This is a genomic window from Thalassolituus hydrocarboniclasticus, assembly GCF_025345565.1.
In the GTDB taxonomy this organism is placed as follows: Bacteria; Pseudomonadota; Gammaproteobacteria; order Pseudomonadales; family Oceanobacteraceae; genus Venatoribacter; species Venatoribacter hydrocarboniclasticus.
This window is the reverse complement of sequence record NZ_CP054475.1, coordinates 3,173,415-3,187,653: the sequence shown is the minus strand read 5'-3', so window position 1 is coordinate 3,187,653 and position 14,239 is coordinate 3,173,415. Positions and strand designations below refer to the sequence as shown.

The 14,239-nt window shown below is 54.7% G+C and carries 12 protein-coding genes; 3 read left to right on the top strand and 9 right to left on the bottom strand.

Features of this window, described 5'->3' with window-relative positions; translation table 11 throughout:
* Window positions 1-1,623, bottom strand: coding sequence for a methyl-accepting chemotaxis protein (locus tag HUF19_RS14230; RefSeq protein WP_260997236.1), 1,623 nt, complete (start codon window positions 1,621-1,623; stop codon window positions 1-3).
* Window positions 1,624-1,762: 139 nt separating this feature from the next.
* Here HUF19_RS14230 and HUF19_RS14225 point away from each other — a divergent pair, with 139 nt between their 5' ends.
* Window positions 1,763-2,134 (top strand): hypothetical protein, encoded by a 372-nt coding sequence (locus HUF19_RS14225; RefSeq protein ID WP_260997235.1) that lies wholly within the window; start codon window positions 1,763-1,765, stop codon window positions 2,132-2,134.
* A gap of 45 nt (window positions 2,135-2,179) precedes the next feature.
* Here the strand turns inward: HUF19_RS14225 and HUF19_RS14220 are convergent, their stop codons facing one another.
* From HUF19_RS14220 to HUF19_RS14205, 4 genes are all read right to left on the bottom strand, one after another.
* Window positions 2,180-2,722 carry a YbhB/YbcL family Raf kinase inhibitor-like protein gene (locus HUF19_RS14220; protein ID WP_260997234.1) on the bottom strand — a complete coding sequence of 181 codons (543 nt, stop codon included), beginning with the start codon at window positions 2,720-2,722 and terminating at the stop codon, window positions 2,180-2,182.
* Between the two features lie 66 nt (window positions 2,723-2,788).
* Window positions 2,789-3,658, bottom strand: a complete 870-nt coding sequence (locus HUF19_RS14215) for an AraC family transcriptional regulator (RefSeq protein WP_260997233.1) — start codon at window positions 3,656-3,658, stop codon at window positions 2,789-2,791.
* A gap of 134 nt (window positions 3,659-3,792) precedes the next feature.
* The gene (locus HUF19_RS14210; RefSeq protein WP_260997232.1) at window positions 3,793-5,178 is read right to left on the bottom strand and encodes an OmpP1/FadL family transporter; all 1,386 of its coding nucleotides are present in this window, start codon (window positions 5,176-5,178) and stop codon (window positions 3,793-3,795) included.
* A gap of 286 nt (window positions 5,179-5,464) precedes the next feature.
* Window positions 5,465-7,186, bottom strand: coding sequence for a sensor domain-containing diguanylate cyclase (locus tag HUF19_RS14205; protein ID WP_260997231.1), 1,722 nt, complete (start codon window positions 7,184-7,186; stop codon window positions 5,465-5,467).
* Between the two features lie 239 nt (window positions 7,187-7,425).
* Between HUF19_RS14205 and HUF19_RS14200 the strand changes: the two genes are divergently transcribed.
* Window positions 7,426-8,253, top strand: coding sequence for a sugar nucleotide-binding protein (locus tag HUF19_RS14200; RefSeq protein ID WP_260997230.1), 828 nt, complete (start codon window positions 7,426-7,428; stop codon window positions 8,251-8,253).
* 46 nt (window positions 8,254-8,299) lie between these two features.
* Here the strand turns inward: HUF19_RS14200 and HUF19_RS14195 are convergent, their stop codons facing one another.
* The 4 genes from HUF19_RS14195 to leuS all read right to left on the bottom strand — a co-directional run bounded on the left by HUF19_RS14195 (window position 8,300) and on the right by leuS (window position 13,263).
* Window positions 8,300-8,893 carry a hypothetical protein gene (locus HUF19_RS14195; protein WP_260997229.1) on the bottom strand — a complete coding sequence of 198 codons (594 nt, stop codon included), beginning with the start codon at window positions 8,891-8,893 and terminating at the stop codon, window positions 8,300-8,302.
* A 200-nt stretch (window positions 8,894-9,093) separates the two neighbouring features.
* The gene (gene holA, locus HUF19_RS14190) at window positions 9,094-10,098 is read right to left on the bottom strand and encodes a DNA polymerase III subunit delta (protein ID WP_260997228.1); all 1,005 of its coding nucleotides are present in this window, start codon (window positions 10,096-10,098) and stop codon (window positions 9,094-9,096) included.
* The gene (locus tag HUF19_RS14185) at window positions 10,095-10,631 is read right to left on the bottom strand and encodes an LPS-assembly lipoprotein LptE (RefSeq protein ID WP_260997227.1); all 537 of its coding nucleotides are present in this window, start codon (window positions 10,629-10,631) and stop codon (window positions 10,095-10,097) included. Before HUF19_RS14185 ends, holA begins: the two co-directional genes overlap by 4 nt.
* 58 nt (window positions 10,632-10,689) lie before the next feature.
* Entirely contained in the window at window positions 10,690-13,263 is a 2,574-nt protein-coding gene (gene leuS, locus HUF19_RS14180) for a leucine--tRNA ligase (RefSeq protein ID WP_260999513.1), read from the bottom strand.
* Between the two features lie 343 nt (window positions 13,264-13,606).
* Here leuS and HUF19_RS14175 point away from each other — a divergent pair, with 343 nt between their 5' ends.
* Window positions 13,607-14,239 (top strand): c-type cytochrome, encoded by a 633-nt coding sequence (locus tag HUF19_RS14175; protein WP_260997226.1) that lies wholly within the window; start codon window positions 13,607-13,609, stop codon window positions 14,237-14,239.

Here is a 14,239-nt window from a genome sequence, read left to right as displayed (position 1 = left end):
TTACAGGCGGAATTTTAACAGCAGTGAGTTCAGCTGTTCGGCCAGCCGCGCCAGCTCCTGGCTGGATGCATTGGTCTGGTTAGCCCCGGCGGATGTCTGGAAAGACAGATCGCGAATGGCGACCAGATTTTTATCCACTTCACGGGCAACCATTGCCTGTTCTTCGGCAGCACTGGCGATGTTCAGGTTCTGCTCGTTGATATGACCGATCAGACCGGTAATTTCACTCAGTGCAGTACCTGCTTCATTTGCCATTTTCAGAGTGCTCATGGCCCAGCGGTTGCTGTTTTCCATATTAACGACCGCACCATCGGTGGCCGTCTGAACGGTCTGGATCATGCGCTCAATTTCTTTGGTGGACTCCTGGGTACGGTGTGCCAGTGCCCGGACTTCATCGGCGACCACAGCAAAGCCCCGGCCTGACTCTCCGGCACGGGCCGCTTCAATGGCGGCATTCAGTGCCAGCAAATTAGTCTGTTCAGCGATGGCACGGATAACATCAATCACCTGGCCAATGTCTTTTACGTTACCTGCCAGTGCCGAAATGCCATCAGCGGTATTGCTGATCTCACCCGCCAGCTGGTCGATAGTGCGGATGGTTTCGTCCAGTTTATTCTGACCCTGGCGGGCCTTGTCATTGACCTGTTCGGAATTGGATGACGTGGTACTGGCACTGTTGGCCACTTCATCCACGGCGACAGTCAGCTCGTTGACTGCTGTTGCCGCCTGTTCCAGTTGCTCACTTTGCTGATGGACAATTTCACTGGATTCACTGGTTACCACGCTGAGTTCTTCCGAGGTGGTGGACAGTTGCTGTGATGAGTCCGCAATGCGGTTAATGGTTTCGCGCAGCTGCAGCTGCATTGTGTGCAGCGCCGCCATCATATCCGCGGCTTCGTCTTTACCCTGGTCTTCAATTGGCTGGCTGAGATCGCCGGTTGCTACCCGCTGGGCAACGCTAACAGCTTTTTGCAGTGGCATAACAATGCTGCGGCTGAAAATAACAGCGAGGCCGATTACCGCGGCAACGGCTACGACAATAGCAATCACAATACTGATAACCGACTGTTTGCTGGTTGCTTCTGTTTCTGTAACGGTGAGTCTGGCGGCATTGCCTTCATAGGTTGCCAGCTCGTCCAGCTGGCGGGTGATTTTCAGGGCCAGAGGAGAAACTTTCTTATCGCGCAGTGCTTCGGCAGCACTGATATCGTTACGGGCGTAGAGGTTAAGCCATTCACGCATCAGGCGATCATATTCAGACTTCTCCTGGGCAATGTCCTGCAGCAGAGCTTTGGCTTTGGCAGCAACGGCAATCTGCTGCATATGAGTCTGGGATTCACTGTAGGAACGGGTCACTTTTTCCAGTGCGGCTTCAGCGTTATTGCGCCCGGTCTGATCGCTGGCCAGAACATAGCTGAGCGCATACATACGGGTATAAAGAAAATCCCGGTTCATATTGCCAATGGTGGCAACCTGCGGCAGACGCTGGGTTCCGAGTTCGTTTACACGGGTATTCAGGTTGTTCAGCTGACTGATGGCAAATAAACCGAGTAACAGGGTGATCAGGCCGAGCAGCCCGAAAAAGAGTACAGAACGGCGGGCAATGCGGATACTTCGCAGCATTAAAAGGCTTCCTGAGTAATTTAGTCGGATAAGGCGCAGTATAGACGGCGCCTGATAATCGTCTGATTAGAAATGTTTCTTTTTGCAATCCTTTAGTCCGACTGGGTTACACTGCGGGCTCTGCAACGAGGTAGGTTACATGCTGATAGAAAATTCCTCTGATCTGATCACATCTGTTGTGCCCGCACAGCTGAATAATGCTGTTGCTGTGGATGTAATCAGCCTGATTAATGGCGCCGCTCTGGTGATAGCCACGGATTGCCTGAGTTTGTACCGTACGCCGCAGCAGGTCGGTGATGCGCTGGGTAATGGCCTGATTGCCAGCGTGGCGCTGCCATTGAGTTTGCCGTCAGAAGAAGGGCGGTTCGTGCTTGAATACCGTGCCGGTTATGTCGGGCTGGCGGGCGGCTTTGTGCTGTTAATTACCCTGAACGATGTGCAGCTGTTCAGCAGCAAAGAGGATGCTTTGCGTAACCGCAATGAAATCGCCCGTTTATCGCTGGCTCATTGAAAACAGCTGTGAACCTGCCGCCGCTCAGCGGCAGGTTGTGTGCGCTTACGGACGCTGGTACAGCGCTTCCAGCGTGGTCTTGGCCAGCGCATGGCCATTAAGGTAATAACCAACCAGTGCACCGGAGCTGTCCGGGGCCAGATCCAGCTTGTCTGTGTTTAAAGCAAATACGGTAAATTGATAACGGTGAGCTTTATCGCCTTTGGGCGGGCAGGCTCCACCAAAACCAGGGACGCCGTAATCGGTACGGCTTTCGGTGCTGCCTTCTGGCATGGTATTGCCACTGGCACCGGTTTTCAGACTGGTGACATCCGCCGGAATATTAAACGCCAGCCAGTGCCACCAGCCGCTGCCGGTCGGGGCATCCGGATCATAGGCGGTAATGGCAAAACTTTTGGTGCCCTCTGGGGCTCCGCTCCAGCTCAGCTGTGGTGACAGATTGCTGCCTTCACAGCCAAAACCATTGAATTCCTGTGCTTTGGGCATCGGCTTGCCGTTGCTGATGTCGCTGCTCTGTACCCGGAATTCGGCCAGAGCGCCCTGGCTCCAGAGGGTGGCGGCGGACAGCAGTATTAATATCGGCTTCATCGTTATCTCCTTTGAGTCTGTTTGGATGCTTCACAGCTTACGTCAGAGGTGAGGCTGTGGTTCGCCTCAAACGGTCAAGGTTGAGCCTGAAACCGTCGTTTGCCGGATTATAGTGTCAGCCGTCTGGCTGTGGCGCAACTCGGCCGGGCTGGTACCAAAGCGTTCACGGAAACGCTCACTGAAACGCGATGCTGAACGGTAGCCACAGGCGTCAGCGACCTGCTGGACACTGAGGCTGCTGGTTTGCAGCAGATTCAGGCCCTGCACCAGCCGCAGCTGGCTGAGCAGGTCGCGGAAGCTGTGCTGCTCGTCGGACAGCTTACGTCTGAGGGTCGATTCACTGACCGCCAGACGCTGGCACACATCGCTTATTTGCCAGTCGTGGCTCAGGTCTTCACTGACCACCGCCTGTACGCGGCGGCTGAAATGTTGCTGCAGACCACTGCGCAGTTCTGCGCTGTAGCCCAGCTCAAGCAAACGCAGAGTGATTTCACGCCGCCGCGCCTGCAGCAGTTGTTGTGGGTCCGACAGTTGCGGCTGTATCTGCAGCCACTGTTGCATCAGGGTCAGCAGCAGCGGGTCTGAGCTGAAATGCTGCAATTCACGGCGCACCGGGCCGCGTCCCAGTGGCAGTAGGTCATCCGCCGGCAGACTGATCACCCAGGCCAGATACCGGCAATGCTCATCGGGCTGATTGGTAAAGGTAAGCTCACAGCCAGCCGGAATCAGCAGCATTTGTCCGGCAGGCAGATTCAGCGGCTGGCCGGGAGCCGGTTGCAGCTGTTTTTCGCCCTGCAGTATCAGCATCAGACAAGGCTCGGCAAAAGGCACCCGGCGCAGGCTTTGTGGCATGCGGGTGCGGAAGGGCAGGATCAGACCATTGTTATTGGCAACGGGCTGCAGCAGCAGGCTGTGTAACAGAGCAGGGAGTGACATGATGGTTTCGCTGTCGGCGGGTAGTGATGAAGGCTCAGCATAACCAAGGATGGTGTCCGGCCCAAGCGGGTGACGTTCAGGCAGGCATAAAAAACGGGCGCCAGGCGCCCGTTTCAGATTGCAGCAGCTCAGGCTTACAGTGCCCAGCGCAGACCGGCAGCGAAGGAGTTCACTTCGGTTGTGACCTCACCGTGCAGACGGGCACCGGCGGTCAGCAGATCGTTCTGATCAATATCACGCTTCTGCGTCATGGTGTGCTGATAGCCTACATCCAGAGTCATGGCTTCGGTCAGTACGTAGCTCATACCCAGAGAGATGGCTTTGTAGTCGTCAAAGGCAAAGTCGATCTTGGTTTTGTCTTTGTCGATCGGCGTCATGTCCAGAGCAAAACCACCACGCAGTGTCAGCTGTGGGCTCAGTTTGTAGTTCGCCCCCAGAGCAAAGCGCTGGGACTCGCTCCAGTCGTAAACCTGTGGCTCAGCGGCCAGGGCAGCGACGGTGCTGTTATTACTTTCCACCTGCAGCTTGTCAAAGCGCGACCATTTGGTCCAGGAGGCATCCGCCTGCAGCGACAGGTCGCCGAGCTGATGGAAGTAACTGATATTGGCACTTTCCGGCGTGACAAACTGCACACGGCCATCGGCTTTGGTGTTATCAAGACCTGCCAGACCGGTGAATCCTGAAGCGGCGGCCGGGAATTCCACCGTTGCACTACCGGTCAGCTCATGGGCGATACGGGTGCGGTAGTTCAGGCCCAGACGGCTGCTGGGGGTGAACTCAACCAGCGTACCCAGACTGAAACCGAAGGCGGTGTTGTGACCTTCCATCACGAAGCTGCCGTCGTAGGTGTTGTTGCCCAGCTCTGCAGGGTCAATGCCCAGGCCACTGCAGGTGTAAGGACCCAGATCACCGGCTGCTTCAGCACCTAAACACAGTGCTGCCGTATTTATCGCAACCGCGGTTTTGGCATTCATATACTGGGCGATGATGCTGCCGCCAATGCTGACTTTTTCGTGTACCCGGAAAGCCAGTGACAGGCCGGCATCGATACCGGTGATCTCGCTCTCGGTGGTCTGATAACGGGCGATGGAGTCATCACCAAAATCGGTGCCGGTGGCGTACGGCGCGTTAATAAAAGCACCGGCAGAAAAGCCTTCGCTCAGATTACGGACAAAATACAGCGTTGGCAGGAAGTCGAAATTGTCGGCTTCGGCGTCGTCACCGTTGATCGGAACACTGCCATCACCGGTCTCGGCGCTGCCGTTCAGTTCGGAGCGGACAGAGATGGCGGCCAGGTTAATGGCCAGCTCATCACGCACCAGCAGCATCGCCGCCGGGCTGTAGTAAGCGGCAGAAGCATCACTGGCCGAGGCCGCACCACCGGAGAAAGCATCCCCCAGACGCAGGGCAGATTGTTCATCGACATAGTAACCCTGGGCGGATACCGGGCTGTTGATCAGCAGGGCACTCAGGCCGGCGCTGACAGCCGCGATGGTTTTGGCAAGGGGTTGGCGTTTCATGTTGGTCTCCATCCTGTATTTTTATTAACACCTAATATCGGGACTAAGGTACATAAATGAGGAGGGATTGCCAAACTGAAATTGAGTTTAGCGGGTGCAGCAGAAGGAAAAGCCAGACAATTCAGCCGCTTTTGTGCAGGTTGTCGCTGTGTGCGAAACGGAAGGAAAGGCCTGGCTATTCAGCCATTTTTTCCGGTTGTGTTTGTGTGATACTGAAGGAAAGGCCCGCCATTCAGCCATTTTTTTCTGGTTGTGTTTGTGTGATAAGGAAGGAAAGGCCCGCCATTCAGCCATTTTTTTTCTGGTTGTGTTGTCGTGGGAATGGCATGGCGCAGCAGCGGTTCCGGCCTTGCTCTTTGGCCTGATAGAGTGCTGTGTCGGCCAGCTTGTACAGTTCATTTTCCTGATCACGGGCAAAGGGAATCGCTGCACAAAGACCAATACTGACCGTAACACTTAACGACTCACCTTCGTGTTCGATGCTCAGCTGGCGGATCTTCAGGCATATCTGTTCGGCGATCATCATCGCCCCTGCTTCGGCTGTATTGGGCAGCAGAATGGCAAACTCTTCGCCACCATAACGGTAAACACTATCCTGTGGACGTTTTACGGTTGACTGCATGGTTTGGGCGACATTGTGCAGAACGGTATCACCGAGCTGATGGCCATAGTTGTCATTGAATTGTTTGAAGTGATCAATATCCACCAGTAACAGAGCCAGTGGGGTCTGTTGGCGAAAGGCTTCCTGGCAAAGGGTATAAAAGTGCTGATCAAAGCAGCGCCGGTTACGCACCCGGGTCAGGGCGTCGGTGGTGGACTCTTCCCTAAGGCGCTGGTTCAGCAGCTCCAGATCTTCTGTACGTTCACGAACCTTCTGATCCAGCACGGCATTGGCTTCGCGCTGCATATTGATGATGACATCCTGAGCCGCTAACCGTGCCTGACGTTCGCGGTTATGGCGCTCGGCCATACTCAGTGCCAGCAGCACAACCAATATAATGCTGCCCAGTTCGGCGGCATGCTCGGTGACCACATTGACCGGAATCAAGCCAAATTTTTGCATCGCATACAGGAAGAGCCCGACCAGAAGTGAGAAGGCGGCAAGAAAAAACAGAAACACATCCCGTGAACGGGTTTGCCACCAGAGCAGCTGGCCCAGAGCCAGCGCTGACAGGCTCATCAGTACAGCCTGGCCTGTAAGCAGACGGATCATGGTGTGGTACGGCAGATAGAAAGCCAGTACGGCAAAGATAAGGGCACTGACCACGTAGCTGCTGTACAGCATGAAAGCACGGGGATGCAGTTTGCGCAGACGCAGGAATGACACCCCGAACAGTGCAAGAAAAGCCTCAGACAGAGCGAGGCTGAGCAAAATCGCCAGATCATTCAGCTGTGGATACTCTGGCCACAGCAGTGCATAAGTCCAGCCATGCAGAGCGGCCATCATCATCGAAAAGGCACCGATGCTGAGCGAATAAAGGAAGAAAATCAGATCACGGCTCAGTAAAAAAATCAGCAGGTTATAAGCCAGCATACTGAACAGAATTGCGTGAAATGCCGCGTCAAAGGTAACTTCGCCGACCCGTTGCTGCCAGTAGCTCTGTTCAGTAAATGCGCGGATGGGGATCTGCACCGATGATTCTGAATGCACGTACAGATACAGCCATTGTGCCTGACTGAGCGGCGGCACGGGGAAGGCAAATTCAGGAACGGCGAGGGGGCGGGCGGAATAGGGCAGGTTGTTGCCGGCATCGGTGTGCAGCAGCACAACATCACCATGCATAATATAAAGCTCGATATGGTCGAGCAGCGGATATCCCAGCTCCAGAATCCAAGGGTGTTGCTGATAATTAAAGGGCAGCTGATTCAGTGGCATGCGCACCCATATGTGCTCATCGGTGAAACCAAGGTTGATACCGGCAGCCGGCATGTCCTGCCACAGATCGGCGTTTATGCCCGTAACCTGTTGCAGGCTGGAGAATTCTGAGGCCTGGTAAACCTGAGCCATCAGCTGAACCTGAGTGTCAGGCTCATGGAACGAATAGCTGGCTGTGACAGCGGCCGCACAGGAGAGGAGTAGTGTGAGAACAATGAACCGGTAAGATAAAGACATAAGCGCAACAGACAATAATATCCTCTGAGTATAGACAGACTGTGCAAATGCACGTCGTGATTAGCCCGGCTGCAGGGTATTATGCAGGCTGTAATGTCAGCAGAGGCTGGCCAGCACACAGGAGACACGGCATTTTGGCAATCAGCAGTTTTCACAGCTTTATCATTGGCGCTAACCGCCCGGTCGGGCATTTTCTTACCCGTCTTCTGGCCTCTCAGGATCTGATGTACAAAGGTATTGGTCTGGAAAACCGCGAGCGGCTGGCACTGGCAGCCGTTGGCAAGCCGTTCTTTGTTCTGGTGCCATCACTGTTTCATCCCGATGATTACGCCCATATCCCGTTCTGGCTGGAGCAGGCAGAAGAGCAGGATGTTCCGGTGGTATTACTGTCGTCCACGGCGATCTTCCGTGCCCGCCAGGATGTAGCCTTTAAGGAAGATGAAGAGGAGTATGCCGATCATCCGCTGGCGCTGGATTTACTGGCGCTGGAGGCCCTGACCCGCAATAACCGCCGTCATCTGATTCTGCGCATTGGTCAGGGCTTTTCACTGATGGCCGATGACTTCGCCAATCGTTTGCTGACGGCTATCCGTGACGAGCATACCCTCAGTCTTGATATGCAGCGTAAATTCAGCCCGACACCGGCTGATGATATTGCCGACGTGATTCTGGCGATGCTGAAACAGGCGGCTTGCTGCGATGACCTGTGGGGCACTTATCATTTCTGCGGTGTGGAACCGATTTCTTCTTATGCGTTTGCCGAGGCGCTGCTGGCTGAAGCCGGACAGTATGAAGACCTGAGTGGGGTGGAGCTGAAGTCACAGGAAGGCGGTTTAATGCCGGCAGTATGGACGCCGGTATCCGATAATACCCGGCTGTTTCACACCTTTGGCATCAAGCCAAAAGCCTGGCGCAAAGGGCTGAGCCGTTTGATTCGTCGCTACTACCGTGCAGAGGGCTAGCAGGAAGGCTTACAGATAATATTGAGAGTCGGAAGCGGCCTGATTATCAGGCCAGATTCAGGGCTGATGATTCCTGATACAGTTTCATCAGCTTGTCGGTAATGATGGTGCGGATACTTTCGCGCTCAAGGCCTGACAGCGAAGTCAGCTCTTTCAGGCGCAGACGGTTCAGGTGCAGGCAAGGCATCTGATCGTTGAATTCGCGCAGATCGCCTTTCATCAGTACCGGCAGGAACGGATCTTCGGTATTGGAACGGCGCAGAATCTGGCGGATGCCCTCCTGAAAAGGAATCGGTACCGAGCGCACGTTTTTATCTTTATGCGAAATCACCAGATACAGTCCGGTTTTGCCGATCAGATTGCCGGGAATAACATGCAGACCGGTTGATTGCACAGCATCCGGATTCAGATGACTGAAGGTATCGTGAAAGGCGTAAGGGTCGGGCAGAATAACCATCTGACGGTTGGCTTCTTCGGGGAAGAAGATACTGTAGTTGGTGTACAGCTGACGTACGGAGCCGGAAAACACACAAAAGCGGTTTTCAAACTGTTTAACGAAATCCATGGCGCGCCGGTGCTGGTGGATTTTCTCCAGGTCCCAGACCAGATCTGAATTTTGTTGTTGGTTTACGGCGCTCATAATGAACATCCTCTTTAGTCTGCGTACTCAGCTTAGCATCAGGTCATATTATTATATTTTAACGCTTTTACCACCGTACTTAACGTTAAAAGTCATAATGTGACAAAAATTGTCATCTGCTTTCGACAGTTGCCGCCATTACCTCTGCAGTATCTCAGTTAAATGACATTGTTTCTGTGACAGCTGTGGTGCTGAAACTGTTAACCAGTCGTCAGCCTTACACCTGTTAACAGTACAGTTAACTCACTTAACAGAAGCCAGGGGTCATCACCGCTGCCTTTGATGGCAGCATCGATTTTTTCGGCTTTGCGCAGGGCGGCATGGAGTTGTGGGGCGCGCAGATTCTGCAGGGCTTTTTTGTAGGGAGGTTGTTGTTTGGGCCAGATATTCTGTGCCTTAAAGGCTTCACTCAGCTGTTGTCCGCCGAGATCCTGCATGGCAATCAGCTGGCGGATCTTGCGCGTCAGGGCGCCGAGAATCATTAAGGCATCGACGCCTTCACCTTTTAAGTGCGACAGAATGCGGCTGGCTTCGGCCAGATTACCGAGCAGGCAGGTATCGGCCAGACCAAAGGCGTCAAAGCGGGAGCTGTCGCCAATGGCTTCGTTAATCATCTCTTCGTTGATGGTGGTCGTGCCCAGCAGGCGCAGCTTCTCGATCTCCTGCACAGCAGCGAGCAGGTTACCTTCGGTCTGATGCGCCAGAGCGGCGAGGGCGGCCGGCTCAATCTGCAGGCCGGCAATCTGCAGGCGGCGTTTCAGCCAGCCCGGATACTGTGAGCGCTCAATCGGCCAGATTGGCAAAAACACACCGGCTTTATCCACGGCTTTAAACCAGGCGCTGCGCTGAATGGTGCTGTCGAGACGCGGGCAGATTATCAGCAGCAGGTTATCCGGGTTGGGATTATCAAGAATCTGCTGAATAGCCGCGCCTTTATCGGAAGGCTTGCCGTTACCAATCCGTACTTCAAGAATACGGCGGCTGGCAAATAACGACATGGCGTTGGCTTCTTCCAGCAAATGGCGCCAGTCAAAGCCGGCTTCAGCGTGGAACAGTTCGCGATCTTCTACACCGGCCTTACGTGCAGCAGCACGGATCTCGTCGCAGGCTTCCATCACCAGTAAAGGGTCGTCACCTGACACCAGATAGCAGGGTGCCAGTCCTTTGGCCAGCAGGCCGCTGAGCTGGTCCTGGCGGATTTTCACGGCTGGGTGCCTGTTGCTGCGGGAGTACTTTGGGTTGTGGCAGCGCTTTGGCTGCTCTTGCCGAGACTTTGCAGGCGGCGCAGCAGTTTGTTGACCAGTTCGCGCTCCAGTTCAGCCCGTTGCTGGCTTTCGGCGCTGGCAGTACCGACGACGTTGTTCACATCGTTGGTCAGGGTGCGGCGTGCTTTCAGTTCAATTTCGACATCGGTGTCGCGGCCAATATGCAGGATATGAGCGGTCAGACGGCCGTTCAGTTCGAACTCGCCCACCTGGCCACTGCTGCTGACCGACAGCGTACGCCGTTCGATATCCACCGGCTCAATACGCAGAATGGCCGGGGCGTCTTCGGCGCTGGCGGTCAGCACGACATCGTTGAACTCCAGCTGCAGCTTTAACTGTTGGTTAAAGCTGTTGCTGGCCTGACTCTGCAGATACATCACCCGGTATTCTGGCGGCAGCGGCGTGACACCACGCAGATGCCAGCCGCAGGCGCTGAGCAGAATAAGAGAGCAGACAACAAGTGCATGACGCATACGGAGTTCTCAGTTTGTTTAGTCCGGCGTCTGACGTCCGACGCCGGACATGGGGGCATCAGTTAGCGACGATATTAACCAGCTTACCCGGTACCACAATCACCTTGCGTACGGTCACACCTTCGAGCTGCTGGGCAACGGCCTCTTTGGCGGCGGCTTCAAGATCGTCTTTGCTGGCGTTGGCCGCCACTTCGATCTTGGCACGCAGCTTACCGTTTACCTGTACCACCACTTCGATGGAGTCACGCACCAGCGCGCTTTCGTCAACCGCAGGCCATGGCGCATCAATCACCAGACCGTCGTTGCCAAAGGCAATCCACAGAGCCTGGGTAATGTGTGGTGCAATCGGCGACAGCATACGAATCACCGCATCCAGACCTTCTGCCACCACCGCACGGCCACCGGCAGATGCCAGATCAACCTTCTGCAGGGTGTTCATCAGTTCCATAATGGCGGCGATACCGGTGTTGAAGTTGTAGCGGCGACCCACGTCATCGCTCACCTTCTGAATGGTTTCGTGCACCTTACGGCGGGCGTCTTTCTCATCTTTGGACAGGTTCGCCGCATCACCACGATCTGCCTGTTGCAGCAGTTCGTAGCTTAAACGCCAGACGCGCTGCAGGAAGCGCTGGGCACCCTGTACGCCGGAGTCAGACCATTCCAGAGTTTGCTCCGGGGGCGCTGCGAACATGGTGTACAGACGCACGGTATCGGCGCCGTACAGTTCGATGGCTTCCTGCGGATCAACACCGTTGTTTTTCGACTTCGACATTTTGCTCATACCGGAGTACTGCAGTTCTTTGCCGTCGCTCTTGCGTTTGGCAGCGGTCAGGCGGCCTTTGTCGTCACGCTCAACGCTGACTTCGGTCGGATTAACCCATTCTTTGGCGCCGTGTTCGTTGGTGTAATAGAACGCATCGGCCAGCACCATGCCCTGGCACAGCAGGTTTTTGAACGGCTCATCGCTGTTCACCAGACCGGCATCGCGCAGCAGCTTGTGGAAGAAACGTGCATACAGCAGGTGCAGAATGGCGTGCTCGATCCCGCCGATATACTGATCGACCGGCAGCCAGTAATTGGCCTCTTCCGGGTTCAGCATCTGCGTATCGTCGCGCGGTGAGCAGTAACGCGCGTAGTACCAGGACGACTCCATAAAGGTGTCGAAGGTATCGGTTTCGCGGAACGCCGGCTGACCGTTGTATTCGATGTTTTCGAATTCCGGGTTGTTCTTGATCGGTGAGTTCACACCGTCCATCACAACCTCGGTTGGCAGAATCACCGGCTGCAGGCTTTCCGGCGCAGCAATGGAGTCACCATCGGCGGTACGGATCACCGGAATCGGTGCGCCCCAGTAACGCTGACGGCTCACACCCCAGTCGCGCAGGCGGTAGTTCACTTTGATCTCGCCTTTGCCTTCTGCTGCCAGTTTGGCGGCGATGGCGTCGAAGGCGGCGTCAAAACCGAGGCCGTCAAATTCGCCGGAGTTAATCAGAGTGCCTTTTTCGGTATAGGCCGCTTTGCTCAGGTCGCACTCGTCGCCTTCGTTGGCGGCGATGACCTGATGGATTTCAATGCCGTATTTCTGCGCGAATTCCCAGTCGCGCTGATCGTGTGCCGGAACGGCCATGACCGCACCGGTACCGAATTCCATCAGCACAAAATTGGCGACCCACACCGGTACTTCTTTACCGGAGATCGGGTGGATGGCAGTAAAGCCGGTTGCCATGCCTTTTTTCTCGGCGGTGGCCAGATCGGCTTCGGCGGTACCGGATTTGGAGCATTCTTCAAGGAATGCGGCCAGCGCCGGATTGTTGGCAGCGGCTTCTTTCGCCAGTGGGTGACCGGCAGCGACTGCAACATAGCTCACGCCCATCAGGGTATCCGGACGGGTGGTGTAGATTTCCAGTGCGTCTTCACGGTTTTTCAGGCCAAAGCGCATCTGCACGCCACGGGATTTACCAATCCAGTTGCGCTGCATGGCTTTTACCTGATCCGGCCAGCCGTCGAGCTGATCGAGGTCGTTCAGCAGTTCTTCGGCGTAATCAGTGATACGGATAAACCACTGTGGAATTTCTTTACGCTCAACCACAGAGTCACAGCGCCAGCAGCAGCCGTCGATGACCTGTTCGTTGGCCAGAACGGTCTGGTCATTCGGACACCAGTTAACCGCGGATACTTTTTTGTAGGCCAGACCCTTGTCGATCAGCTTGGTGAAGAACCACTGTTCCCAGCGGTAGTATTCCGGGTCGCAGGTCGCCAGTTCACGGTTCCAGTCGTAACCGAAGCCCAGCGATTTCAGCTGACCTTTCATGTAGGCGATGTTTTCTTTGGTCCATTTACCCGGCGCAACCTGATGCTTGATGGCGGCGTTTTCTGCCGGCAGACCGAAGGCGTCCCAGCCCATTGGCTGCATAACGTTTTTGCCCTGCATGCGCTGGTAGCGCGAAACCACGTCACCAATGGTGTAGTTACGCACGTGCCCCATATGTAGCCGGCCGCTTGGATACGGGAACATGGACAGGCAATAGAATTTCTCTTTATTGCTGTCGACAACGGCTTTGAATACCTGATTTTCTTCCCACTGAGTCTGTACGGAAGGTTCGATAATATGGGGCTGATAAGTCTCTTGCATCATGGCGTATGGTCTGAATCTGAGCGCAGTTAGAAAGGCAGGAAGTGTACCTGAATGCGGGTGCAGGGCACAGCCCCATCTCCTCTGGCATTGGTGTGCCGGTGGTGAGCGGTGTTGTCAGTCTGATCATCAGCAGACGCTGGTTTGCGCTTGATACAGGTCAGCCTTTATTTAGAAAAGACTAATACGAAAGGCGATTGGCCCTTGGCCTCAGGGAAACAGGCGCGTATGTTTCACTCCCTGATAACAAGTCGATCAAAGGTTCCCGGGCTCGCTGTTGCTGTTATACAGTGAGCGGTAACTTTTTAAGCAACGCCATAATGGCAAAAAAGAAAGTAATACTATGAACAGATTCAGCAGTACGTTGGCAGGATTGCTTCTCTTACTGGGCAGTCAGGTGCAGGCCGAAAGTGTGGAGTCCATGCTGCAGGAAATGGCCATCATCGAAAAAAACACGCCGTTGTTGCAGGCTGCCATTGAAGATGGTGTTGAGCGTGCGCAGTTGTGTTTCCGCTGTCATGGCGATGACGGTAACAGCAAGCGCGACTATATTCCGAATCTGGCCAGCCAGAATGCGGCCTATCTGTTTACCCAGTTTGAGCATTTTGCCGATGGTGTGCGCAAAGATTATGTGATGAGCAAACTGGCCACCGCACTGAGTAAAGAAGACCGCATTAATATTGCGCTTTATTTTGCTCACAAGCCGGTGGTTAGTCGCGAACAACCTGTACCCACAAGTGCCAAAGGTGAACAGATTTATAAAACCACCTGTTTTGTCTGTCACGGCAACGCCGGTCACGGCAGCAGCCTTTACCCGCGCATCGCCGGTCAGCCGTATGAATATCTGACCAAAACCCTGATGCGTTTCCTGCACAATGATCCGGAGCGTAAAAACTCACCGATGATCGGTGTGGTGCAGAATATGGATGAGCAGCAGCTGCGCGATGTGGCCGCCTATATTGCCCATATGCCATAA

What these genes read in the sequence shown, in the direction of transcription:
- HUF19_RS14230 (WP_260997236.1), bottom strand. Translation starts at nt 1,623, where the DNA reads ATGCTGCGAAGTATCCGCATTGCCCGCCGTTCTGTACTCTTTTTCGGG.
- HUF19_RS14225 (WP_260997235.1), top strand. Translation starts at nt 1,763, where the DNA reads ATGCTGATAGAAAATTCCTCTGATCTGATCACATCTGTTGTGCCCGCA.
- HUF19_RS14220 (WP_260997234.1), bottom strand. Translation starts at nt 2,722, where the DNA reads ATGAAGCCGATATTAATACTGCTGTCCGCCGCCACCCTCTGGAGCCAG.
- HUF19_RS14215 (WP_260997233.1), bottom strand. Translation starts at nt 3,658, where the DNA reads ATGTCACTCCCTGCTCTGTTACACAGCCTGCTGCTGCAGCCCGTTGCC.
- HUF19_RS14210 (WP_260997232.1), bottom strand. Translation starts at nt 5,178, where the DNA reads ATGAAACGCCAACCCCTTGCCAAAACCATCGCGGCTGTCAGCGCCGGC.
- HUF19_RS14205 (WP_260997231.1), bottom strand. Translation starts at nt 7,186, where the DNA reads ATGGCTCAGGTTTACCAGGCCTCAGAATTCTCCAGCCTGCAACAGGTT.
- HUF19_RS14195 (WP_260997229.1), bottom strand. Translation starts at nt 8,893, where the DNA reads ATGAGCGCCGTAAACCAACAACAAAATTCAGATCTGGTCTGGGACCTG.
- HUF19_RS14185 (WP_260997227.1), bottom strand. Translation starts at nt 10,631, where the DNA reads ATGCGTCATGCACTTGTTGTCTGCTCTCTTATTCTGCTCAGCGCCTGC.
- leuS (WP_260999513.1), bottom strand. Translation starts at nt 13,263, where the DNA reads ATGCAAGAGACTTATCAGCCCCATATTATCGAACCTTCCGTACAGACT.
- HUF19_RS14175 (WP_260997226.1), top strand. Translation starts at nt 13,607, where the DNA reads ATGAACAGATTCAGCAGTACGTTGGCAGGATTGCTTCTCTTACTGGGC.